15 protein-coding genes and 1 tRNA gene are annotated in these 25369 nt (G+C 59.4%); 11 read left to right on the forward strand and 5 right to left on the reverse strand.

The window, feature by feature from the left end; translation table 11 throughout:
• Positions 1–40: 40 nt before the first annotated feature.
• The gene (locus tag HDF16_RS03165) at positions 41–1666 is read left to right on the forward strand and encodes an alpha-L-fucosidase (protein WP_246408616.1); all 1626 of its coding nucleotides are present in this window, start codon (positions 41–43) and stop codon (positions 1664–1666) included.
• Here the strand turns inward: HDF16_RS03165 and HDF16_RS03170 are convergent.
• On the reverse strand, positions 1656–3557 hold the full coding sequence (locus HDF16_RS03170) for a glycoside hydrolase family 35 protein (protein ID WP_246408617.1): 1902 nt from the start codon (positions 3555–3557) through the stop codon (positions 1656–1658). The genes HDF16_RS03165 and HDF16_RS03170 overlap by 11 nt on opposite strands.
• A gap of 105 nt (positions 3558–3662) precedes the next feature.
• Between HDF16_RS03170 and HDF16_RS03175 the strand changes: the two genes are divergently transcribed.
• Positions 3663–5777 carry a beta-N-acetylhexosaminidase gene (locus HDF16_RS03175; protein ID WP_184213685.1) on the forward strand — a complete coding sequence of 705 codons (2115 nt, stop codon included), beginning with the start codon at positions 3663–3665 and terminating at the stop codon, positions 5775–5777.
• Between the two features lie 60 nt (positions 5778–5837).
• Here HDF16_RS03175 and HDF16_RS03180 read toward each other — a convergent pair whose 3' ends face one another.
• Positions 5838–6623: a DeoR/GlpR family DNA-binding transcription regulator gene (locus tag HDF16_RS03180; protein WP_184213686.1), complete on the reverse strand. Its 786-nt coding sequence runs from the start codon at positions 6621–6623 to the stop codon at positions 5838–5840.
• 160 nt (positions 6624–6783) lie between these two features.
• Here HDF16_RS03180 and HDF16_RS03185 point away from each other — a divergent pair, with 160 nt between their 5' ends.
• From HDF16_RS03185 to HDF16_RS03195, 3 genes are all read left to right on the forward strand, one after another.
• Positions 6784–7920, forward strand: a complete 1137-nt coding sequence (locus HDF16_RS03185) for an SIS domain-containing protein (protein WP_184213687.1) — start codon at positions 6784–6786, stop codon at positions 7918–7920.
• Between the two features lie 22 nt (positions 7921–7942).
• Complete coding sequence (locus HDF16_RS03190) at positions 7943–8857, forward strand: N-acetylglucosamine kinase (RefSeq protein ID WP_184213688.1); 915 nt, start codon at positions 7943–7945, stop codon at positions 8855–8857.
• Positions 8858–8935: 78 nt separating this feature from the next.
• A complete protein-coding gene (locus HDF16_RS03195; protein ID WP_184213689.1) occupies positions 8936–11563 on the forward strand; it encodes a glycoside hydrolase family 3 C-terminal domain-containing protein in 2628 nt (875 codons plus the stop codon).
• 4 nt (positions 11564–11567) lie between these two features.
• Here the strand turns inward: HDF16_RS03195 and HDF16_RS03200 are convergent, their stop codons facing one another.
• Positions 11568–13013, reverse strand: coding sequence for a glycoside hydrolase family 125 protein (locus tag HDF16_RS03200; protein WP_184213690.1), 1446 nt, complete (start codon positions 13011–13013; stop codon positions 11568–11570).
• A gap of 154 nt (positions 13014–13167) precedes the next feature.
• Between HDF16_RS03200 and HDF16_RS03205 the strand changes: the two genes are divergently transcribed.
• A complete protein-coding gene (locus tag HDF16_RS03205) occupies positions 13168–15483 on the forward strand; it encodes a GH92 family glycosyl hydrolase (RefSeq protein WP_184213691.1) in 2316 nt (771 codons plus the stop codon).
• Between the two features lie 39 nt (positions 15484–15522).
• Here HDF16_RS03205 and HDF16_RS03210 read toward each other — a convergent pair whose 3' ends face one another.
• Entirely contained in the window at positions 15523–16302 is a 780-nt protein-coding gene (locus HDF16_RS03210; protein ID WP_184213692.1) for an SDR family NAD(P)-dependent oxidoreductase, read from the reverse strand.
• Positions 16303–16450: 148 nt separating this feature from the next.
• On the opposite strand from HDF16_RS03210, the gene HDF16_RS03215 reads away from it, so the two are divergent.
• The 5 genes from HDF16_RS03215 (at position 16451) to HDF16_RS03235 (ending at position 23629) form a co-directional block, all read left to right on the forward strand.
• Positions 16451–17749, forward strand: coding sequence for an enolase C-terminal domain-like protein (locus HDF16_RS03215; RefSeq protein WP_184213693.1), 1299 nt, complete (start codon positions 16451–16453; stop codon positions 17747–17749).
• Between the two features lie 91 nt (positions 17750–17840).
• A tRNA-Val gene (locus HDF16_RS03220) sits at positions 17841–17917 on the forward strand.
• Between the two features lie 295 nt (positions 17918–18212).
• A complete protein-coding gene (locus HDF16_RS03225) occupies positions 18213–20090 on the forward strand; it encodes a hypothetical protein (protein WP_184213694.1) in 1878 nt (625 codons plus the stop codon).
• 479 nt (positions 20091–20569) lie between these two features.
• A complete protein-coding gene (locus HDF16_RS03230) occupies positions 20570–20914 on the forward strand; it encodes a PadR family transcriptional regulator (RefSeq protein ID WP_184213695.1) in 345 nt (114 codons plus the stop codon).
• A 24-nt stretch (positions 20915–20938) separates the two neighbouring features.
• Positions 20939–23629, forward strand: coding sequence for an ABC transporter permease (locus HDF16_RS03235; protein ID WP_184213696.1), 2691 nt, complete (start codon positions 20939–20941; stop codon positions 23627–23629).
• Positions 23630–23670: 41 nt separating this feature from the next.
• On the opposite strand, the gene HDF16_RS03240 is transcribed toward HDF16_RS03235, so the two are convergent.
• The gene (locus HDF16_RS03240; protein ID WP_184213697.1) at positions 23671–24978 is read right to left on the reverse strand and encodes an acetamidase/formamidase family protein; all 1308 of its coding nucleotides are present in this window, start codon (positions 24976–24978) and stop codon (positions 23671–23673) included.
• Between the last annotated feature and the right edge of the window lie 391 nt (positions 24979–25369).

The raw sequence follows: 25369 nt of genomic DNA on the forward strand, positions 1-25369 counted from the left end.
ACTTACATTCAAAACAAGCAAAATTCTCCCGAAAGCGGCCTTGGCGCTCATCTTTGCACTCCTCTGCGTTCATTTTGGTTTGGCTCAAAGCACGGCTAAACAATCCGATAAACGGACAAATGACCTACATGCGACTGCAAATCTGCTCACTCCAGACCAAATTGATCGTTCCTGGATACTTGCGACGAGGCAGTTCGCGACGCAGCGTCAGCGCATTCTCTCCCTGGCCGACCAGACAATCGCCACCGGCCCGTTCCGCGACGACTGGGAGAGTCTGAGCATGCAGACCGTCCCCGACTGGTATCGCGATGCCAAATTCGGAATCTTCATCCACTGGGGCGTCTTTTCGGTCCCAGCTTCGGGTTCGGAGTGGTACTCGCGCAATATGTATCTCCCGTCGGAGAAGGATTTCGCACATCACATGGCCACCTTTGGCCCTCAGACGAAGTTTGGCTACAAGGACTTCATCCCGCAGTTCCGCATGGAGCACTTCGATCCGGCGGCGTGGGCGTCCCTCTTCGAGCGAGCGGGTGCGCGCTACGTCGTCCCCGTCGCGGAGCACCATGACGGCTTCCCCCTGTACAACTCCGACCTCACGGAGTGGAGCGCAGCAAAGATGGGGCCGCACAGAGACCTCTATGGCGATCTCGCAGTTGCTATTCGAGCCAACGGAATGAAGTTAGGAGCGTCGTCGCATCGCGCCGAGCACGACTGGTTCTTCGATGGCGGCCGCAAGATCGACTCGGACATAAACGATCCGAAGTACGCCTCGCTCTACGGTCCGGCGCAGATTCGCAATCTTGAAAGCGAGGACGATGCGGCACTAAGCAAGGACTTTACTTACGTCTCCGCCGCCTTCCGTGAGGATTGGCTCGCGCGGACATCAGAGATCGTCGAGAAGTATCACCCCGACCTGCTTTACTTCGACTGGTGGGTCGGCCAGCCATCCTTCCGCGAGACCGAGCGCCGCTTCGCCGCCTTCTATTACAACTACGCCGCACAACATCAGCAAGCCGTGGTGATGAACTACAAGTTCGACAACATGCACGAGGGCGCCGGCGTGCTCGACGTGGAACGCGGTCAACTTCCCGGCATTCGCGTTCTACCCTGGCAGACAGACACGTCGCTCAGCAACGAAAGCTGGGGCTACATCGACGGCGACACCTACAAGCAGCCCACGCCGCTGATCCACGAACTAGTCGACGTCGTGAGCAAGAACGGAAACCTCCTGTTGAATATTGGGCCGCGTGCCGACGGCACCATTCCCGAAGCCGCGCAGCAGACACTGCTGGAGATTGGTGGGTGGCTCAACGTCAACGGTGAGGCGATCTACGGCAGCCGCCCCTGGACGAAGTTCGGCGAAGGCCCCACCCAGATCGCCACCGGCACTATGCAGGACAAGGTCGAAAAGCCCTTCACCCCCGAGGACTATCGCTTCACCACGAATAAGGGGTTCGTCTACGCGATAGAGCTCGGCTGGCCAGTGAGTGGTGAGAGCTTCATCCGCTCCTTCGCGTCGCCAGCGGTGGCCATAGGCGACGTGACGCTGCTTGGTTATGGCGAGAAGCTCGCTTGGCACCAAAAGGCTGATGGCCTCCACATCAAGCTTCCGGCTTCACCAGTAGGCCACCATGCCTACACGTTCCGCATATCGCTCAAGCCTTAGGCTCGGTCGACTCCGGCTTCGGGTCGAGGTACGTGGGATGGTCGTCCCCCCTCACCTCGATCTCTTTGCCGCCGTTGAGATCCATCACCGTGATGGCATTGACGCCCTCATGCAGCCACGCGCCGGGAAGGAACAGACTGCCCATCGGCCCGACGTTCCAGTAGCGGCCAAGCAGATGCCCATTGACCCAGACGACGCCCTTGCCCAACGACGCCGTGTTGAGGAAAGTGTCGCCGACCTTCGACACCGTAAATCCTCCACGATAGAAGCACGGCCCCACACAGCCCGTTGCGGAGTAGCCCTCCGACGGCGGCTCATTCAGTGGTAGCGAAACAATCTCGAAGTTATGCAGCACCGCTCCGTTCAGCTTCACATCGCCAACGATTCCCGCTCGCTCGCCGCGAATGTTGGTTGTGAAGTTGATGCGTCCTGAGTTCTCCACCAGCAGGTCAAGCTGTTGCCCAGCTTTCGCCGTCAGATTCAACTCCGACTGCCCTAGCCTGCGGTCGACAACACCTGCGAGTTGCCCGTCGAGATAGACGCGCGCGTAACTGTGCAACGCATCGAAGTGCAGCGTCGCATCCTTCGGGCTGTCTGTCGCGATCTTCGTCCGATAAAGGATGTAGCCATACGCCTGATCGACATCCTCCATCGACAACGGCGATGACGAATGCACACTCTTCGGCAGCCCTGACCAAAGCGAACGCGACTCGGTCAGCTTCACCGCAAGCAGCGTCATCAGTGGAGCGGAATCAGGCACCGGAGGTGGCGTCGTGTGCGTCACCTCGGCGATCATCTTGCGCAGAGCGAAGTACTTCGGCCTTGGCCTTCCGGCTTCGTCGATGGGAGCGTCATAGTCGTAGCTCGACACATCCGGCTGATAGCCTGCATCCCCGGAGTTCGCTCCATTCATCCAACCGAAGCTGGTGCCGCCGTGGATCATGTACAGGTTGATCGAGTAGCCCTTCTCAATCACCGAACGAATCTCAGCCTCCTGCTTGGCCCCGTCGGTAAGCTGATGCTTCTCGCCCCAGTGATCGAACCAGCCGTCCCAGTACTCCGCTGCATAGACAGGTGCGTTGGGACGGAACGCCTTCATCTGCGCGACCGAGCGGTCGGAGTCACCGGTGCCGTAATCCACCGCTGCGAAGACTCCGGGCAACGATCCCTTCGGCTCCTCGTCGCCACCATCCGCCGTGTAGAGGAGCGACTCGCCAAATCCTGAGTCGATGACGATCTGTTTCACCTTGCGCATGTAGTCGCCACGATCTTCCTTCACATCGAACGAGCCGTACTCGTTCTCTACCTGCACGGCTATGATCGGACCTCCGCGGCTCGCCTGCAGCGCCGCAAGCTCTTCGCCCAGACGCTTCATCCACCTTCGGACCGGCTTAAGATAGCTCTCCTGCGCGCTTCGCAGAAGCATCGCGTGGTCCTTCAGCAGCCACGAAGGATAGCCGCCTAAATCCCACTCCGCGCAGACATACGGCCCCGGCCGTAGGACGACATAGAGGCCCTCTTGCTGCGCCTCGCGGACAAACTCCGCGACATCATTCTGACCATGGAAGTCATAGACACCCGGCTGCGGCTCATGCAGGTCCCAGAAGACGTAGATGGTGATGGTGTTCAATCCCAGCGCACGAACCTTGCGGAGCCGGTCACGCCAGTCGGCTCGCGGGATGCGGGCATACTCCACCTCGCCCGAGAGAATCCGGAAGGGCTTGCCCTGCAGCTTGAACTGCGACCCGTCCACCATGAGCGGCGTCGGCGGCGAGGGTGCAACCTCAGATTGAGCGAGAACCACGTTTCCAGCGTTGCAAAGGATCGAGGCAGCGGCCACCGCGCTCCATCCTGCTCGAACTAGTTCCCTCGTAAATAGCTGGTTCATCATTCCCCTCTACCTCATCCTGTCGTGCTGAACCCGATCTGTGCAACCTGGCCCGCAACAATGTACATTTAGCCATCAAACAATCACTTTGAGGATACCCTCACAAATATGATCGCTTCTACCTTACGTTGCTTCCTGCCATCGGGTTTAGATCTTGGAATCACAGCTTCCCTGCTCGGCTTAGCTTTGACAACCGCAGCTTCGGGGCAGACTCCGTCGCATCCTGTGTTGACGCCGCAGCCGCGTGAGATCCACGCCGAAGAGCGACTGCCAGTTCACTCTGCGCTTGTGACGGCTCCAGGAGGAGACGCAGAGGACAACTTCGCCGCGCACGATCTTGAGAAGATCCTGACTGAGCGTGGAGTCCTAGTGACGCCGGCGACAGGGGGCCCCGACCTCACTGTCGCTCTGCTCCGGTCGGATTCAACCGCAGCAAGAAAGATGCTCAGCCAGAGCAAGCTTGCCTTCGATCCGGCGATGCACGATGAAGGCTACGTCCTGGTCTCCACTCCCGGTCATGTCGAGATCATCGGCGAGACCGCTGCGGGCGTTTTCTATGGCGTACAGACTCTGAAGCAGCTCGTCGAGTCCGACGGCGGAAGCAACAAGGTGTGGACGGGCACCATACGCGACTGGCCTGCAATGAAGTATCGCGGCGTTCACGACGACCTGGCCCGCGGCCCCATGCCCACGCTCGCCTTCCAGAAGCACCAGCTTGAGGTCTTCGCCGCACACAAGATCAACCTTTACTCCCCCTACTTCGAGCACACGCTGCAGTACGCGAGCGATCCGCTCGCCGCGCCTCCAGGAGCCTCGCTCACTCGTGCCGAATCGCAGGAGCTTGCGGCCTTCGCGCGCAGCCTGCATATCACCATCGTCCCGGAGCAGGAAGCGTTCGGCCATCTTCACCATGTCCTGAAATACGAGAAGTACGCGGACATCGCCGAGAGCCCGCACGGCCATGTGATCGCTCCCGGGCAGGCGGGCACTCTGCCGCAGATCAAAAACTGGTTTACCCAGATCGCCGAAGACTTCCCCAGCCCCTTCCTACACATCGGCGCGGACGAGACCTTCGAGCTGGGCACCGGCCGTACCAAGCCGGATGTCGACAAGCGCGGCCTCGGCCCCGTCTACGCGGACTTCCTCACTTCCATTCACAAGACTCTCTCGCCTCTGAATCGGCGACTGCTCTTCTGGGGAGACCTCGGCAGCAGCGACCCCGCCTCGGTTGCGCGTCTGCCCAAGGACATGATCGCCATCCCGTGGATCTACTGGCACCAGGACAACTACGACGCCAACATTACGCCGTTCAAGAAGGTAGGCATCGAGACCTGGGTCGCCCCCGGAGACGCCAATTGGCGCGTCGTCTATCCGCTCGGCAACACCGCGCTGGATAACATCTCCGGCTTCGTCGAATCCGGACAGCGACTGGGCAGTACCGGCGAGCTGACTACCGTCTGGAACGATGATGGTGAGGGCCTCTTCAATCTTGACTGGTTCGGCGTCCTCTTCGGCGGCGCTGCCGGGTGGCAGCCCGGAAAGAGCGACGGCGCAGCCTACCAGGTGACCTTCGGCACCACGTTCTATGGCGACACAACGGGCCGCATCGACGAGGCACAGCGCAATCTGATGGCTGCCGTCGACGGCCTCGATGTATCGGACGACACCTTCTGGCTCGACCCCTGGAGCGAGGCTGGGCGGAAGAAGGCTGCGAAGATTCGCGGCACGATTCCAAAGGCGCGTCTACAGGCAGAGCGAGCCATCGAGCTGATCGAGACCGTGCTTGCGACCGATCCTCACATCCGGGAGCGTGACGCCCTGCTTGCCATGGAGATGGCCGCACGGCGTATCGACTTCATCGGCATGAAGTTCCAGTTATCGGAGGAGATCAGCATCGCCTATGCCCGCGCTTACGCCCAGAAAGACGACAAGGCCCACGAGACCGAGACACGGGAGCTGCTCTATTCCATCAGCAGCATGAATGGCCGCTGCGAAGATCTCCGCGACGGCTACTCGATGATCAAGAATCTCTACCGGGCAAGCTGGCTGGCGGAGAATCGTCCCTATTGGCTGGACAATGTGCTCGTCCGCTACGACCTGCAGATTGAGAACTGGCAGCGGCGTGGCGACCAGATCAGTACGCTCATCGACCGCTGGCAGCAGGACAAAGTCCTGCCGACGGCGGAGGAGGCTGGAATTCCTCCTCCGCCCACCCAGCCATAAGACCGGCCCTTTTCAAACTTAGAGGGCCAGGGGATCTTTTGCTCGTCTTAGCAACATCCGCTAGGCGATGACCACCTTTATTCCCTTCGCCTTCAAAGCCTTCACCAAGTCGGCAGGTACAGCCGAGTCCGTCACCAGCACATGGATCGCAGAGATGGGGCAGATCAACGCAGGGCTGACATGCCCAATCTTGCTCGAGTCCGCGACCACAATGACCTCCTTCGCCTGCCGCAGCATTGCGAGGGAGACGGTCGCTTCCTCCGTCTCAAGCGTCGTCACGCCGCGTTCGAGATCGAATCCCGTCACGCTGAGAAATGCTTTGTCCAGGTAGACGTCGCGGAGCGTATTCAAGGCCGGCTGCCCGGCCAGCGCAAAGGTCCACGCCCAGGCTAGCGAACCTCCGGTGAGCGTCGTCTTGATAGCCGGCTGATTGCAAAGTTCCATGCCGATGTTCAAAGCATTTGTAATCACGGAGATGCCGCGCCGATGCCGAAGTGACCTTCCGATCTGCGTCGTCGTCGTCCCGGCAGTCAGCCCGATCGTCTCCTTTTCGGCGATCAACTCGCTCGCGGCAAGCCCTATCCGCCGTTTTTCATCGGCCATGCGCAACTCGCGCGCCTGAAACGACGTATCGTGGCGGAATGGTTCGTACAGCAACTGTTCCACCAGCGTCGCTCCTCCGTGCGTGCGAAGTACTAATCCACGTTTCTCCAGCCGCGCAAGGTCCCGCCGGATGCTGGGGGCGGAGGTGCCAATCTGTTCCACCAGCTCTTGCACCGATATATCTCCGGCACGTAATAACGCCCGCATGATGCGGTCCGCGCGCACATCGATCTTCTTCGACAAAGTCCGTTCCTCTTCCCAATTGCTCCTGAATTGCCTGAGTTTAGCGTAAGCACCAAAAAAAGTTGGCGATCTCCGCATTTGGTTCCACGAAACGCAACCTATTATGATCGAATAGAGTTCAAATAGTCACTTTATCGATAACTGGGGGCAGCAGCACGCCATGACGAGTTCCGTAAGCCCAACACCGTATCCGCACTGGATGCTTCGCGAGATTCACGAACAACCCGCTACTCTGGCGACAACCCTGGCCCGCTATGTGGACAGCAACGGCTTCCGCGCCGAGGCTTGCGATCCCATTCGCGGCTGGCTGCGCAACTGCGGCGGTGCGATTGTGATCGCCGCCAGCGGCTCCAGCCGTCATGCAGGCCTTGTGGCGGAGTTGTTGATCGAAGAGTTGAGCGGAATCGCGGTGGATGTCGAATACGCCAGCGAATACTCCTACAGCTCGGAGAAGGTGCGTCATCATGGCTCTGTCATGGTGATCTCGCAGTCCGGCGAGACTGCAGATACACTCGCGTCGCTTCGCAAGGCTCAAGGCAACGATCACGAGACCCTGGCGATCACCAACGTCGCCACATCCACCATGGCGCGTGAGGCGACCGTATCTTTTCCTACAGAGGCCGGTCGCGAGCGTGCCGTACCCGCCACGAAGAGCTTCACGGCACAGTTGCTGAATCTCTATCTGCTCGCGCTTCTAGCGGGCGAGGTCGAGGACAAGCTGCTGCCGGAGCAGGTTGAAGATCGGCTCTCCGAACTCCGCGATCTTCCCGCAAAAATTGCCGCCCAACTCGATGCTTGGGAGTGCTCCGTTCGCGAGATCGCTACCCACTACGGCACAGCGCAAAGCTTCCTTTTCCTCGGCCGCAGCGTCCACAATCCAATCGCCCGAGAGGGCGCGCTAAAGCTCAAAGAGTCCGCCTACCTGCACGCCGAAGGCTACCCCAGTGGCGAGTTGAAGCACGGCCCTAACGCTCTCGTCAGTGAGCAGACGCCACTGGTGATGGTGGCCACCGTGGACCACTCCGACCCGGACTCCGAGCTTCGTTACGAGAAGGTCGTTCAGTTGATGCGCGACATGCGTGAACAGGGTGCGCGCATCCTCGCAATCGCCAACACTGGTGATAGCGAAGTTGCGCAACTTGCGAACAACACGATCTTCGTGGAAGAGGCCTCCGAGGCTCTGCTGCCCCTATGCGAGGTCATCCCCATGCAGCTATTCTCGTACTTCATGGCGATCAACAACGGGATCGACGTAGACAATCCGCGCAACCTGACCAAGGCCGTATTGGCGGAGTAGCGATCTCGAAGGGAATTCTGTAATGAGCCTGTTTCTTGCCGTTGATGCCGGCGGAACCAAGACCGATTATCTGGTTGCGGATGACACGAGCGTGCTGGCGCGCGTGCGCGGCGGCACCATCAAGCGCATGCGCGCCAACGCCGAGACGACCGCGCAGAATCTTGAGCAAGCACTTGCGGAGCTTGCTGCCGTCTCTGGCATCTCCATGCAGTCCATCACGCGAACCTGCATCGGCACCGCTGGCGAGACAGTTCCCCTGGTCGTGGACTGGCTGCGCGATAGCTTCGGCAAGCACGTCTCTGGCGGCTTGATTCTGCTTGGTGACGTGGAGATTGCGCTCGATGCGGCGTTTCCCGGACAGCCGGGCGTTGTTGTGCTCGCGGGAACGGGCTCGAATGTCGCTGCCCGCGACGGTAATGGCGTGGTTACCACCGCTGGCGGATGGGGTCCTGCCCTTGCGGACCAAGGCTCGGGTCACAGGATCGGACTGGAAGCATTGCGCGCGCTTTTTCTCTCCATCGATGAAGAGCGTCCCACGCGGCTGCTGGCTGCGGTACTTCAGCTCTGGCATCTCGGCTCGGTGGAAGAGATCGTGGCCTTCGCCAACACCATCCCGGCACCGGACTTTTCTCAGTTGGCTAAGGGCGTTCTGAGGGTCGCCCAAGAAGGCGATGCTGTAGCGCAGGCAGTACTGGAAAAAGAAGGTGCCGACCTCGCCTATCTTGCCTGCCTCTTGATTGCCCGGATGAGAAAGTCTCCGAGCCACGCATCGCTGGTGCCTCCACTTGCGTTTACCGGTTCGATCATGGAGAACGTTCTGCCCGTGCGTAGCGCCCTGGTAGCAGCGGTGGATCGCGAGTACCCAGGCATAGCAACGCTCGATGGCGTCGTAGATCCCATCGCCGGGGCGTTGTGGCGCGCCCGGCGTGGGTACTGATCTCAAACCTGAAGTCGAGCGGATACTGCACAATGGTGTCGACCAGAGATCTTCTGAACTTTTCGATTTAGGAGCCAAATGCGTCGCTGCCTTCTTCCTGCAGTCCTCCTCACAGCCTCCGTCATGATCCAGTCTGCCGGAGCTCAAAACTCCTGCTCGAAGAACCTGGCGCCGAAGGCCATCGACGGCCACATCGACACCATCATCCGGCAGATGACCATCGATGAGCGGATCGAGCAACTCCAGGACCGCGCTCCCGCGATTCCCCGTCTCGGCATACACGCTTACAACTGGTGGAACGAGGGGCTGCATGGCCTGGCGCGCGATGGCTATGCAACGGTCTTTCCGCAGGCGATCGGACTTGCCGCGACATGGGACGCGGAGCTATTGCACAGCGTCGGCGACACAGTCGCCACGGAGGCCCGCGCGAAGTTCAGCCAACACGCCCGCTACGATTCGCCGCGCTACGGCGGCCTCACACTATGGTCGCCCAACATCAACATCTTCCGCGATCCGCGCTGGGGCCGAGGCCAGGAGACCTACGGTGAAGATCCCTTCCTGACCGCGACGCTAGGGACAAACTTCGTGCAAGGCGTGCAGGGCAACGACGCCTTTTACCTGAAGGCGAATGCTACGCCGAAGCACTTCGTCGCACACAGCGGACCAGAACAAGGCCGTGACAGCTTCAACGCAAAGGTCTCGCCTCACGACCTCGCCGATACCTACCTTCCTGCCTTTCATGAAGTGACCACGCAAGGTAAGGCGGCTGCCTTGATGTGCTCCTACAACGCGATCAGTGGGACCCCTTCCTGCGCGAACTCCAGCCTGTTGCAGGCACGTGTCCGCGATCTCTGGCACTTCAACGGCTACGTCGTTTCGGACTGCGACGCCGTCGGAAACATTACCGAGTATCAGCACTACACGGCGGACGCCGCGCACGGCACGGCGGCTGCTCTGAACGCCGGTGTCGACCTCGACTGCGGCAGCTCGTACCTCGCACTCAAGCAGGCATACGCGCAGAAACTCGTGACAGAAGAAACCATCAATCGCTCGCTGCATCGGCTGCTGCTTGCGCGCTTCCGGCTCGGGATGATGGACCCCCTCGGCTGCTCGCCTTACGACAGCATCAGCAAGTCCGATCTCGACACGACGAAAAGTCGCGCGCTTGCTCTTCGCGCCGCAGAGGAGTCGGTTGTGCTGTTGCACAACGATGGCACGCTGCCCATCAAATCCTCTGAGCAACGCATTGCAGTAGTGGGACCGACAGCCAACATGCTGAAGGTGCTGGAGGCAAACTATCACGGGACCGCCTCGCAGGGCATGACACCTCTCGAAGGGCTGCGTGAAAGTTTCAAGACGGTTCAATATGCGCAGGGCAGCCTGCTCGCACCTGGCGTTACCGCGCCTATCCCGGACACCGCGTTTCACATCGGTGTCGAGCAACACTCTCTCGCGGGTCTCGTCGCAGAGTACTTTCCCACAACGTCAATCTCAGGTGAACCGCTCGTCACCAGCATCGTCGACAACGTCGATCTGGACCTGGACCGCGTCGGCCCTGATCCAAAGATCGTGACGCCGCACTACTCCGCGCGCTGGCACGGATACTTCTTCCCTCCAGCCGCGGGCGACTACACGATTCGCGTCAACATGGAACGCTGCTGGGACTGCACCGCACATGACCACTTCCGCCTCTTCCTCGACGGCAAGCTACAGATCAAAAACAACAGCGAGAAGTTCGACACCGACCGAGTGAAGCTGCACTTTGCCGATACCGCACCACATGAGATCAAGCTGGAACTCGAGCACATCGGCGAAGACGAAGGCATCGCGCTCGAGTGGGAGCCGCCCGCCGATGCACTCCTCAACGAAGCCGTGGCCGCAGCCCGCGATGCCGATTCCATCATCGCCTTTGTCGGCCTCTCGCCCGATCTCGAGGGCGAAGCTCTGCAGGTTCACCTCGATGGCTTCGCCGGTGGCGATCGCACCAGCCTCGATCTGCCAGCGGCGCAGATGACTCTTCTCAAGCGGCTCGCCGAACTGCGTAAGCCGCTGGTTGTGGTGCTTACTTCGGGCTCCGCGGTATCGCTCGATCCCGGCAAGATCGGAGCCTCCGCTCTGCTCGAGGCCTGGTATCCGGGCGAGGAGGCGGGACACGCGATTGCCAACATCCTCACCGGGCGCGCGAATCCCTCGGGCCGGCTTCCGGTCACGTTCTATCGAGGCGTGGCAGACCTGCCCGCCTTCGACGACTACAGCATGTCCCGCCGGACATACCGATACTTCAGTGGCCCTGTGCTTTATCCCTTTGGATACGGCCTTAGCTACACGCTGTTCACCTATGGTGTGCCGCACCTCGGCGGGAGCACACTCGCGGCAGGTAAGCCTCTCGATGTGACGGTGAGGATAAGTAACACCGGTAAGGTTGCAGGCACGGAAGTGGTGGAGCTCTATCTGGCTCCTCCCCAGTTTCCAGGAGCACCGCATCTCGCTCTGGCTGGGATACAGCGCGTCGATCTCGGTGTCGGGAAGTCGCGCGAGATCACCTTCACCGTCGATCCTGCCCACCTCAGCTTCGTCGACGCGCAAGGACATCGCAGCATTCGTCCAGGCCTCTACCGCCTTTTCATCGGCGGAGCGCAGCCAGACCTTGCGGTTAACACCGGTGTCGCCTTCACGATCGCTGGCACGAAGTCCATGGACTTCTAACCTCCTAGCGCAGCAACTGCGGCCTTTCAGCGGCCACCTTCAACACCAACTCACCAAAGAGCGTATTGGCCCAGGCAAACCAGGGCCGCGTGAACTTCTTGATGTCGTCCTTGTTGTAGCTTTCATGAATGAAGTTCGTACCCGCCGCAGATGCCAGCAACATCGCGAGCGAACGGTGGGTCTCCGCATCATTATTTGAAGTCAGCGCATAGACTATCTGCGACATCGGCCAGATCATCGGCCTGCCCTCATGGGGGCCGCCGATGCCCTCGCCAGCACTGCCCTTGAAGAACCACGGATTCCGCTCGCTCCACACGAAGGCTCGCGTTCGCGCGTAGAGCGCCTTATCTGGCGAACTCGCAAGGTACGGAAGCCCCAGCAGACTCGGTACGTTGGCGTCGTCCATAAGCAACTGGCTACCGAAGCCATCGACCTCATAAGCCCAGATAGTTCCCTGGGTTGTCGGTACCACCGCGTACTGCTTCAAGGCGGCTTCCACCTCAGAAGCAAGTGCTTCGGCGCGGTTCGCAAGCGCGGCATCATGCAGCACAGAATTAGCTAGCTCAGCCATCTGCCGCAACGACGTCACCGCGAAGAGATTCGAAGGCACCAGGAAGGGAAAGATGCATGCATCGTCCGAGGGCCTGAAGCCAGAAGCGATCAATCCCACCGGCTTCACCGGGTTGCCATAGCCTTCAGCAGGCAGAGTCTCCGTCGAGATTGGGGACGTCCGCTGGAATTTATACGGGCCATCGGCTTGTTTGCGCTGCTGTTCCTGCATCGTCTGCACTACCCGCTCCATCGCTTGTTTCCACGCGGCATCGAACGGCTTTATGTCCCCGGTCTGTTTCCAGTAGCCATGCGCTAGACGTATGGGATAGCAGATCGAGTCGAGCTCGTACTTGCGCTCGCCAACGCCCTGCTTCATCGTAGTCAGGTCTTTTGTGCTCCAACTCAGAGGCGGTGCGTTAAGGTCTGCCATAAAGGCGTTCGCATACGTGTCGATCAAGAGGCAGCGCGTCTGCCGCCGAATGACGCCCTCAAGCAGCGCCCGGAGCGCGGGGTCCTTCTTTGCCAGAGGCAGATATGGCCATACCTGCGCGGAGGAGTCCCGCAGCCACATCGCGGCTATGTCGCCCGTGATGACTGCCGTGTCCGGCCTGCCTTCGAAGGTCCCAGGTCGAACCGTTGTGTCGAGCGTGTTCGGGAAGCAGTTCGCAAAGAGTAGGGCCAGCGCGGGGTCACCGATCTTTCGGCTTGTTTCGGTAATCGTCTCTTCCACGACCGCGCTCTGGAAGCGGCGGTCGGCTACCTTCGGCCGTCCACCCGCCGGATCAAAGGAGGTGAGGTCCGGGGTCTGAGCAAATGCCGCTGCTCCCCGAAGACCCGCGTTAGCGACGACCGCGGCTCCAGACTTTATAGCGAACCGGCGCGTCCATAAATGATCCATCTCGACTACCCCTTCACCTTCGTACTTCACTTCTGTTAATCATCGCCGCGCGAGACATGTGACCGACCACATCTGCCTATTAAGATAACGTTGTCATTTTGCCTGATAATGATTATGTCGCATTAAGTTACCGCATCCCCGGAGTCTATATCCCATGATCACTCGCCGTCGTTTTCTGCATCGTAGCGCGGGCACCGTCGCTGCTGCCTATCTTCCTTCCACCGCCCTCGCGTTGGCCGAAACTGGTCCCGCAAAGTCGTCGCATGAAGACCCGCTGCAGTGGCTCGACATACGTATCGGGACGGGCGGCCATGGCCACTGCTTCCCTGGCGCAGCCGTTCCTTTCGGCGCGGTTCAGCTAAGCCCCGACACTTACGACGACGACTGGGACTGGTGTTCCGGATACCACATCTCGAACACGTCCATCATGGGCTTCAGCCACACGCATCTCTCCGGCACCGGTTGTGGCGATTTGCTCGACTTCCTCGTCATGCCCGGCGTCGGGCCGGTGAAGATTGTTCCGGGAACAGTTGCAAATCCCGAACTCGGATACCGCTCGCGCTTTAGCCACGATGATGAGGTGATGTTGCCTGGCTACTACTCCGTGTTGCTAAAGGACTCCGGCGTCAAGGCGGAACTGACCGCGACCGACCGCGCCGGCGTCCATCGTTACACCTTCCCAGAGAGCAAGGAAGCCTGGATCATTTTCGACCTACAGCACTGTTATGGGGGGGGCAAGAACGTACTCTCGGCGGAGCTATCGTCGCCTGCTCCGGACAAACTCGCCGGCGGCCACATCACCAAGGCATGGGGCAACGGGCGCAATGCCTACTTCGCCCTGCAGCTCTCGAAGAAGCCCAAGAGCATCGCCTTCTACCAGGACGACAAGGATATCGGAACAACGGCTCCCCTCACCGGCACGAATCTGAAGTGCGTGATGCACTTCGATACACGTGCCAACGAGACGATCCTCATCAAGACCGGCATCTCAGGCGTCAACGCGGAGAACGCCGCTCTGAACCTGAAGCATGATGTTCCCGCGTGGGACTTCGACGGCATCGCCGCAGATGCCAAAGCTCGTTGGAGAAAGCAGCTCTCGAAGATCGCGATCACTTCCGCGAATGAGACCCATAAAAAAATCTTCTACACCGCCTTCTACCATATGTCGCTCGGTCCGGTGCTCTTCGACGACGTAGACGGCCGCTACCGGGGCATGGACAACAAGATCCATCAACTCCCCGCAGGCCATCAGCAATACACGACCTTCTCCTGCTGGGACACCTACCGCGCCGCGCACCCCGCTTACACGCTGCTTGAACCGGCTCGCGTGCCCGACTTCGCCAACTCGCTCATCCGCATGGCGGTCGAAAGCCCGGCAGGCATGCCCGTCTGGCCGCTGCAGGGCACCGAGACCGGCACCATGACCGGCTACCACTCCGCGTCGATCATCGCCGAGGCGGTCAACAAAGGCTTTAAGGGGATAGACACGGAAACGGCCTACAAGTGCATGATGAAGCGCGCCATGGTCGACGACTATCGCGGTCTGAACTACTACCGCAAGATGAACTACATCCCCGCCGACCTCGAAGAAGAATCGGTCTCGAAAACCTTCGAGTATTGCTACAACGACTGGGCGATCGCCCACGTCTCGAAGAAGCTGGGCCACGCCGACGACGCCACCATGCTCGTCAACCGCTCAAAGAACTATCGCAACTACTTCGATCCATCGACAAAGTTCATGCGTCCCAAGCTCGCCGACGGCAGCTTTACTGCGCCGTTCGATCCCATCGATCTCGGCCACTCCGACAAGTGGCGCGACTACACCGAATCGAACGCGTGGCAGACGACCTTCGGCGTGCAGCACGATGCGGCGGGCCTTATCGACCTCTTCGGCGGCCGCACGCCGTTCGTCGCGAAGCTCGATGAACTCTTCACTACCGCTCCCACACTGCCCAAGAATGCGCCGCCTGACATCGCCGGTCTCGTCGGCCAATACGCGCATGGCAATGAGCCCTCGCACCACATCGCGTATCTCTACGTCTACGCGGGCCAGCCGTGGAAGACACAGGCCCGCGCGCGAAGCCTGATGGAGACCATGTACCTTGCGAAGCCCGATGGCATCCAGGGCAATGAGGACGTCGGACAGATGTCAGCTTGGTACATCCTCAGCGCGCTCGGCTTCTATTCGGTCGATCCCGTCAGCGGCAACTACATCCTCGGCTCGCCGCTCTTCGAGAGCGCAACCGTGGATCTTGGCAGCGGCAAGAATCTGCACATCGATGTCCGCCGTTCGAACCCAGACCACGCCTACATCCAGAGCTTCGCCATCAACGGCCAGCAGCAGTCACGTGCCTGGTTCAATCACACCGAGATTGCAAACGGAGCCCACCTGACCTTCGAGATGGGAGCCGAGCCCAACCAAAGCTTCGGTGCGGACCACAGCGTAGCTCCCCCGTCGCTTACCCTCTAACCACTAGGTTCGCTGGGGTCGTCGTAAAGCAGCGCGGCCTCAGCGCAGATTGAAGAATCCACCATCCAGCGGATAATCCACGCCCGTTACGAACGAGGCCGCATCGGAGCAGAGATACAAAGCCAACAGCGCCACGTCCTGGGGTGTTCCCATCCGCCCGATGGGCTGGCTGCGCGAAAGCGTCTCGAACATCTCCGCCTCTTGCCCCGGATAGTTCTTAGCGATGAAGCCATCGACAAACGGCGTGTGCACCCGGGCGGGAGAGATGCAGTTGCAGCGAATCTTCGACTCGAGATAGTCGCGCGCCACGGAAAGCGTCATCGACAAGACGGCGCCCTTGGTCATCGAGTAGGCGAAGCGGTCCGGCAAGCCCGAGGTCGCCGCTATCGATGCGAGGTTCACTATCACGCCCTTTTGTTTCCGCTTCATTTGCACCACCGCTGCCTGCATGCAGAGATACGTCCCGCGCACATTCACCTTGAAGAGTCGGTCGAAGTCCTCGACCGAGGTCGACTCAACCGTCCCCACATGCGCGATCCCCGCGCTATTCACGAGGATCTCGCATGCCCCGGACTCTGCGATCGTCGCAAACACAGTCGCAACGCTCTTCTCATCGGAGACGTCGCATCCGATGCCTACAGCATCTGCGCCCATCTCACGCGCGGCCTCCGCCGCCTTCTCCGCGTTCAGGTCCAGCACGACGACCCGAGCTCCGGCCTCCGCAAGCGTTGCGGCAATCGCCTTTCCGATACCGCTCGCGGCTCCTGTAACCACCGCGCGGCGACCTTCAAGGCGGAAGTGATTAATCGAATTAGTCATGGCTTTTTTGAACTCCAAGAGCTGTAAACGTGGCCCTTCAACATGAGACCATAATCTCGCAGCTTCCATTTCACTGTAGACCGCTTGACAACGATTGGCCAACGCCGTAAAGCTTGTTCCCGCGTCCCAGTCCAAGGAGTTTGTTCGATTGAAGCAGATCAAAATAACTGCCCTCCGTGTGGTCGATCTACGCTTTCCCACCTCGCGCGATCACATCGGCTCAGACGCCGTCAATGTCGACCCCGACTACTCCGCCGCCTACTGCATCCTGGAGACGGACTCCGCTCTTGAAGGCCACGGCCTTACCTTCACGTTGGGTCGCGGCACGGACCTCTGCGTCGCCGCGCTGAACTATCTCGGCCGCTTCATCGTTGGCCGCACGCTCTCATCGATCACCGACGACTTCGTTGCCTTCAACCGCACGCTCACCGACGATAGCCAGTTCCGCTGGCTCGGCCCGGAGAAGGGGGTCATTCATCTCTCCACCGGCGCGCTCATCAACGCCGTCTGGGATCTGTACGCAAAGTCCGAAGGCAAGCCACTCTGGCGTTTGCTCGCCGGAATGCCCGCGGAGAAACTTCTCTCCGCGATCGACTTCCGTTACATCGACGACGTGCTCTCGCGCGACGAGGCCCTCGCCATCCTCACAGCGAGCGAAGAAGGAAAGGCCCAGCGCATCGAATCGCTGCTCGCTAATGGCTATCCCGCATACACCACCTCTGCCGGATGGTTCGGCTTCAGCGACGAGAAGATCAAGCGTCTTTGCGAAGAAGGTCTGGCCGACGGATGGACGCACTTCAAGCTCAAGGTTGGCGGGGTTCCCGCAGATGATCTCCGCCGCGGCCGCATCGTCCGTCAGACCATCGGCCCCCACAACCGCATCATGGTCGACGCCAACCAGAAGTGGGGCGTGCTCGAAGCCATCGATCGAACCAACCAGCTCACAGAACTCAATCCCTGGTGGATGGAAGAGCCCACCAGTCCTGACGACATCCTCGGCCACGCCCGCATTCGCCGAGAGGTCGCTCCCACCCGCATCGCAACCGGCGAACACTGCCATAACAAGGTCATGTTCAAGCAGTTGCTGCAGGCAGAGGCGATTGACGTCTGCCAGATCGACAGTTGCCGCGTCGCCGGCGTGAATGAGAACCTCGCCATCATCCTGATGGCCGCCAAGTTCGGAATCCCCGTATGCCCCCACGCCGGTGGCGTAGGTCTGTGCGAGTATGTGCAACACCTCTCGGCGTTCGACTACCTTCGAGTCTCGTGCTCGCTCGAAGATCGCGTCATCGAATACGTGGATCACCTGCACGAGCACTTTCTCACGCCCGTCGACATCCGGCGCGGCCGTTACTTCCTGCCGGAGACACCCGGATACAGCATCGAGATTCGTCCGGAATCACTGAAGAAGTTCGCGTTCCCGGAGGGCGAAGCCTGGAAGAGCTAGACTCTATCCTGTCCCCGTTGGCTGTTGCACAGGCCGGGCAAAGATTGCGTCTCTCCCCGCGCTCCCATACACTTGAAGTTGTCCCGGTAACGGGCGGTTAGCTCAGCTGGTTAGAGCGCCTGCCTTACAAGCAGGATGTCGGGGGTTCGAGTCCCTCACTGCCCACCATCCCTTTCCGGAATTCTCCGAAAACTCCAGATCTCAAGAGCACCTATGCAGATTCGTCTGCCGTTGCTCTCTCTGCGTCAGCAATGGCCTATCGGCAACGAGATTGAGACGGGCTATATGCCCTTGGATAGTCATTGCACAAGATAAAGAGTGTGGCCTACAGCCAACTCTTCAGTTTGGGAAACGACGTTTGAGCATTCGGAGGAGATGATACGCTTCTCCCAAGGCTTCCCGGGTCCCCATAGAAATTCCTCCAATCTCCAAAAATCTTGCGGCTAATCTGCTAGGACGGCTGATGTACTACCTTATCCTCTGTCTCTGGGCCCTTTGTCTCTCTGTGGCGTGGATTGGAACTGGCTGGCAGATTATGCGGCTGCTTGATTTCGCCGAGATCGCGTGGCCGATAAGCGGGCTCGTCGGCCTATCAACTTTCATCTTTGTTGGGGGATTTCTCAACCTCGCCGGCCTGGTGAATCGGCCCTCTTTGATCGCGATGGTCGTCCTGGGAGACATTCTGTTTTTGGCTACCTTGCCCTCGTACAGAGTTCGAATGTCAGAATTCTGGGTAAGCTTCAGGCAACAGCCGTGGTATGTGCGCGGCCTGGCGGTGGTTTGCATCGGAGCGTTGATTGCTTCAGCGGTGGGAACCCTGACTTATTCACGGTTCAGCAGGTTTGACGATCTTTCCTCGTACCTTACTTCACCGGGAAAGCTTATCCAACTTGGCTCACTACCCTACGATCCATTCAGCGAGCGCCGTGTGCAATCCGGTCTGGGCGCAAACTTTTTTCTCCAGGCGTTCATGCTGGTGGCCGGCGATCTGCGTTCGATCTGGTTTATCGATGCGGGCGCCGGACTGGCTCTTTTTGCCGGCTGCATGTATGAGGCGGGTCGCAAACTGGGAAATACAGTGACAGTATCTCTCGGCCTTGCATGGCTGGTCCTGATCATGCCGCTTTCGCATTTAAACCTGACCATGACGACGCTTCCGGCGGCGATCTTTACAGCTCTATTTCTGCTAGAGACGGCAGACAAGACGGCTGCGGCTTCACGGTCAGTGCTGCTGGGATTGCTTGCGGCCGCCGTTACGTTGCTCAAATCGACGTACCTTCCCATGGCGCTTCTGCTTCTGTTCTGCCTCCATCTCATGCGACTGCGCGAGCGGTCTTGGGTGCGGGTTGCGCGCGAAGCGCTGCTCAGTGCCTTTTCATTTCTGGCTGTTCTAATTCCGTGGATGTTGGATCTGAAGCGGAAGGAGGGAACACTGCTTTTCCCGCTGCTGGGAAAGGGCTTTGAGATCGCTGCCTATGGTCCAGTGCCGCATCGTATTAGCCCGGGGATTTATCCGGCCGTCGCTGGCCTTACCTTCCTGATTACCTTTGCTGTGGTTGCGGCGTCGCACTGGATCACTACGCGCGGTTTGCCTTATGCAGACAAAGTTTCGATGTTGATCTTCGCCGGCGGATTTGTCGTGCTCCCCATTAGCATCGCGACCGCTGGATCAGCGTTATCGCGCTATACCAGGCCCTTCCTGTTGCCGTTCGCGCTGATCCTGCTGGCTTCTATTGCGCGCATTCCCGGCATGGGCAGGTCGATCATGGCACGGCGCCTGACCCTCAGCGCCTGCGCGGCAATGTTGATCCTGGGACCGATGGCATTCGGGAGGGACGACAAAAATTTCATGTTCTTCAAGTACATGTTCAAGCAGCGAGAGACCGCGCTTGCATGGGATGGGTCTTTCTACGGGTTGACCGGCGACGTTCTGCGACGGGAGCGGGATCGACAGTTGAAGCTACAGAGCACAATCCCACCGGGGCAGGCGGTTTATGCCAGCCTTCTACCGACCTTCGCGATGGACTTCCGGCGGAACAACATCTACGTCGCCGACTTTCCCGGTATGAGCAGTCTTCCTCCAGGCATGCCCACGCGGGGTGCGCCGGCCGCGCTGCGCAGCTACCTGTTGAGCAAATCAGTACGATACATCGCGTATAGCCGCAAACTTACAGCGGAGACAGACGAAGTGCTGAACGGGCCGCCGCCAAAGCGTGGGGACACCTGGCCCCAAATGGAGTTGCTGAATTCTGCCGACGTGGATCGCCAGATTCTTGCGTTGTCCGAAACCTCCCGCGTGATCTACGACGACGGAGACGAGCAGGTAATCGACTTGCTGTAAGCACAGTAATTCGACCGTTTACGAGGATTCGAGGCCGCAATCATCGAGGGGCTATACGGAATCACCAAAAGAATCCGCCTCCGTTATGGAGTCACGCTCACACCTGCATCGTTACAATCATCCAGTCCGCGTTGCAGAGCGCATCGCGATGCTCGACATCCTCTTCGGCTGCCGCGTCGATTGGGGTCGGGCAAGAGCTCGACGCTGGTCGAACAGGGCACCTTCGAGATCGACCATAAGGACCTCGCTTTCGTAGTGGCGCGCAGCAATCCAATTGATACCGCGCATATGTCGATCCAACTACTTTGAGTGGGACAGTCCACGTTCGGATTTCGATGGCCGGACTTCGCGCCTTTCATAGAAAATCTCGCAGTTTTTGACGGGAATCACGCCGCTATTTTTATCAGTAGAGAAATCTGGATATTTGCCTGTAAAATACCTATTGCCAAAATAGCTATTAGAAGGCTAATCTTCCCGAAATGGCAAAGAATCCCGAACATCGCGACCTCTTCCCTGGTGCCCTGGAGATCATGATTCTCCAATCGCTGCGGCTGAGGCCAATGCATGGCTACGCGCTGGTGAAACACATCAAGCTGGTCTCCGAGGACCTTCTACAGGTCGAAGAAGGCTCGCTCTACCCTGCGCTACAGCGAATGTTGAAGCAGGGTTTGCTCGACACGGAAGCTGGCATCTCCGCCAAGGGGCGGCCAACACGGATCTATCGGCTAACCACTGCAGGCATTCGTCACCTCGAACGCGAAGTTGTGAGCTTTGAGCGGATGTTTGCGGGTTTTTCCCTTGTCCTCGCCGCGGCCAAAGTCTAGCAGCCAAAATTCAGGAGGTGTGCATTGCCACGATTCAGCCGCTTCTTCTCCAGAGATCGCCGCTATGACGACATCTCTGTCTCCATCCAGGAACACATTGACGAGCGCGCCGATGAACTGATGGAAGAAGGCATGTCGCGCGATGAAGCCGAACGAACTGCGCGTCGAGCCTTCGGCAATGTCGCACTCCTCCGCGAGCGTAGTCGTGAAGTATGGCAGTGGCAAAGAATCGAATCACTCTTGATGGATTTGAAATATGTGTTCCGCCGATTGGTGAGGTCTCCGGGGTTCGCAATCACCGTGGTATTGACGCTAGCGATTGGCATCGGAGCCAATACTGCGGTCTTCAGCGTTCTCAACAGCGTCCTGCTGCGGCCACTTCCCTATCCAGAGCCGGAACAACTTGTTTCGCTTCACCTCGATGCGCCGGGTGCACCTGGGCTCTCTGAGTTTCGCAGCGAGCTGCGCCTGTCGGCCTCGATGTATTTCACCTTCGCCGCGCATAATCAGAGCTTTCAATCCATCGGATTGTATGGCCCGGGAACGGCCAGCATCACCGGCCTCGCCCAGCCGGAGCAGGTTAGCACGGTGCAGATCTCAAGCGGTGTTCTTGAGACGCTGAACGTTCCTGCCTTCACCGGCCAATGGCTTACCGGGGCCGATCAGGATGCCCATGGTCTGGGCCGAGTGATGCTGAGCTATGGCTACTGGCAGCGGCGCTTCGGCGGCGACCCTAGCATCGTGGGACGCACTATAAGCGTCAACTCCCAACCGCGCGTGGTCGCTGGAGTGATGCCACGCGGATTCAAGGTCGTCACCTACGACTTCGACCTCCTTGTTCCTCTGGCTCTCGACCCGGTCAAGGAGCAACTCGCAGGCTTTGCCTATCGCGGTATCGCGCGACTCCGACCGGGCGTCCCTATCCCTCAGGCGAATGCTGACGCAGCGCGCCTGCTCAATGTATGGATGGATTCGTGGACCAATGGTCCGGGCACCGATCCGCATTTTTATCTGGCCTGGAAGATCACACCAGCGCTGCAGCCGTTGAAAGAGGCCGTTGTGGGCAGCATCCATACGGTTCTTTGGGTGGTCATGGGAACGATTGGCGTGGTGATGCTGATCGCCTGCACCAACGTGGCCAACCTGCTGCTGGTCCGAGCCGATGCGCGTCAGCAGGAGCTTGCGGTCCGTTCCGCTCTTGGGGCCGATCGATTGCGGATCGCGCGTGAGCTACTGCTTGAAAGCGTGACGCTGGGACTGCTGGGCGGAGCGGCTGGCGTAGCCGTGGCTTACGCCGGTCTTCATCTGCTTTTGGCTGTCGGACCAACAGACCTGCCACGCCTCAACGAGATCTCGCTCGACGGCTGGTCCATCGCCTTCACCCTCATTCTCTCCCTGCTCTCCGGGCTCTTCTTCGGTGCCATCCCGGTACTGCGCTATGCGCCTTCGCGGGAGCGCGTAGCACTGCTCGGCGCGATGCGGACGGCGAGTGTAAGCCGAGAAAGACAGCGCGGACGCAATCTGCTTGTGATGGCCCAGATGGCCATGGCGCTCGTTCTGCTCATCGGCGCAGTCCTGATGATTCGGACTTTTCTGGCGATGCGTAATGTCGATCCAGGCTTCTCGGATCCTCGATCGCTCCAGGTCATGCGCCTGTCGATCCCGGAGACGCTGGTGCACGACTCCACGACCACCGTTCATCTCCAAAACAGCATTCTCGATAATCTGGCCGCGATTCCAGGCGTCGCTTCCGTCGGCTTCGCCGCGTCTGTTCCTATGAGCGGAGCCGAGCCGAGCTGGGATCAGATTCTCATCGAAGGTAAAAGCTATGAAGGCGCGGATGCTCCCATGCGTCTTTACAACTACGTTTCGCCGGGATACTTCCACACCGCAGGCACACGGCTCATCGCCGGACGCGACTTTACCTGGGCAGAGATGTACAGCGCGCGTCCGATCGGAATCGTATCCGAAAGCCTTGCCATCGAGCTCTGGGGCTCGCCACGTGCTGCAATCGGCAAGCGTTTCCAGGAGTTTCCGCGCATGCCCTGGCATGAAGTAGTCGGCGTAGTGCAGGACGTGCGCGAAAATGGCGTGGACCAGATATCCCCCGCAACCGTCTACTGGCCTTCGTTGATGGGTGATCCCTCGGTCCCTGAGAAGCTTGAGGCCTGGCGCACTGTCTACTTCGCAATCCGAAGCAATCGAGCCGGCGATCAGACCTTCATCAACGAGATGCAGCGTGCTGTCTGGTCGGCAAATTCGAATCTTCCAGTAACGGCAATCAGCACCATGCAGGACCTTTACAGCGAGTCCATGGCGCGCACATCGTTCACGCTGGTGATGCTGGCCATCGCCGGAGTCATGGCCTTCGCTCTCGGGATCCTCGGAATTTACAGCGTGATCTCCTATGCAGTCTCTCAGCGCACGCGAGAGATCGGTATTCGCATGGCGTTGGGCGCAGACAAGGGCGGACTGGTGTGGATGTTCGTTCGCTCATCACTGGTGCTTACGGGTGCTGGCACAGCGATCGGCCTGATCGCGGCAGCCGCAGTGATGCAACTCATGCGCTCGCTCCTGTTTGGCATTAGCCCTCTCGACCCAGTCACGTTCACGGCCGTACCGGTCGTTCTGACCGCAGCAGCGTGCCTCGCAAGCTATCTGCCGGCGCGTCGCACCGCTGCCGTCAATCCTGTAGAAGCGCTTCGAGCCGAATAGATTAGGCAACGGGATTTGTCATGAAACGTTGTGAGCAGCTCCTATTGAGACTTCTGTGGCGCGGAGAGATTTTTCAGCAGCGCCTTATCAATCTTCAAGGCAACACCAGAGTTGCGGTCGGCTACTTCGGTCACGCGGTAATGGGCTGCCACTCCCAAAAACTGAGCGACCTCACTCGGCGTCAGCTTGTAATCGTCCATCAGCCAGTCGGCCATGTTGCTCGTGGCATCTTTGAAGGCATCATCCAGGTAACCGGAGTAGCCCAGCGCAATGATCTGCATCTCCGTTTCGACACGTGGGAAGCCGAGGCGTTTGCCGGAGATCAGGTCCACGGTGACCGTCACATCCATCGACGTCTCAAGCGCATTGCCGTTGAGTTCCCCGTCGCCCTGGAGCGCATGCCCGTCCCCGAAGTACAACAACGCGCCCGGATTCACCACAGGCAGATAGACGGTAGCGCCCTCCGCAATCTCGTTGAAGTCCATGTTGCCACCGAACGAACCGGAGTCGCCTGTCGGCGGTGGCGCTCCACCAGGACTGGTCGCGGTGGCGATGCATCCAAGCATGGGATGCAGAGGCACGTTCAGAGCTTTCAGGTGCTCGCTCGATGGATCCGGCGACGCCGTCATGTGTTCCAGATCCAGCTTCCACGTAACGCCCTTATTGTTGTCGCGAGTCTTTACAGCCAGATCGGGAGACAGTGCCGACTGCACCAGTTGATCGTCAGAGCCTGCCGTATTGCGGTTCAGCTTCAGCCGGTCGATATGGACCACGAGCGTGTCGCCGGGCTGCGCACCTTGTATGTAGAAGGGACCAGTCTGCGGATTGCCACCCGCGATGCGCTTGATATTCTGCGCATCGCTGCCGCCCGCATCGACGGTTGTTGTATGGATGGTGTCACCGGGATTGGCGGCGAGCACCGGCTTATAAAACGGGGAGAACTGCCGGTAGTACGCCGTCGGATTGAACTCGTGCGTCTGCGGCGTCGCCCGTACAAGAGGCTTCACCAGAATGGCCGTGAACGGCACTACGAGCGGTGGCGCAGAGGGATCGCCAAAGCTAAGCGTGCCCGTCAGGGCATCGTCCTGCAGCATAGCGTCGAAGCGTGTGTCGCCGCCATCATCGGCTTTACCCGAAAGCGACAAGTGGCCTCCCGTCAAAGCTCCCGTGAGCTTCGTCCCACTGAACGTACCCGACAGATGCGCAGCATCTCGCTGATCCAGGTCGAGCCGGTAGTAGCGCGTAGTCCCGTAGAAGTCGGCGGTGATCTGCCAACGTGCAGATGCAGTTGTGCTTTGCTGCGCAGAGAGCGACAGAGCCCATACAAACAGCGTGAAGATATATTTCATAGCGTGCTTGCTCCTAAGCGAGACTCGTGAAGCCTTCGATACCTGCGATCCTGACCGAGTCGCGATGAGATACAGCGGCGATGCCAACATCTCCCTTGTCCTCAGGATCACGTGGATGTTGGGACTCATGGAACCTGCAATGATATCCCTCGCAACGGATGTCGAGCTCCCATGCTTCACTCCGACCGCGAATGGAGAGACGCACCGTAAGCGACGGCCCTGAACTCCATGTGTGAGAACAGTTCGTTCGCCCTCTCCGAAAGTTCAGTTGTGAGTCAAACCTCTGCGGGCCTTGTAGCAACGCCGAAGAAGGGATTACGAGGCACAATGCGCATGACATGAGCATCATCATTTTGGACATCATCGCTCCACAAAGAACCGGTTCGTTTCC

It is taken from the genome of Granulicella aggregans (assembly GCF_014203275.1).
Lineage (GTDB): Bacteria > Acidobacteriota > Terriglobia > Terriglobales > Acidobacteriaceae > Edaphobacter.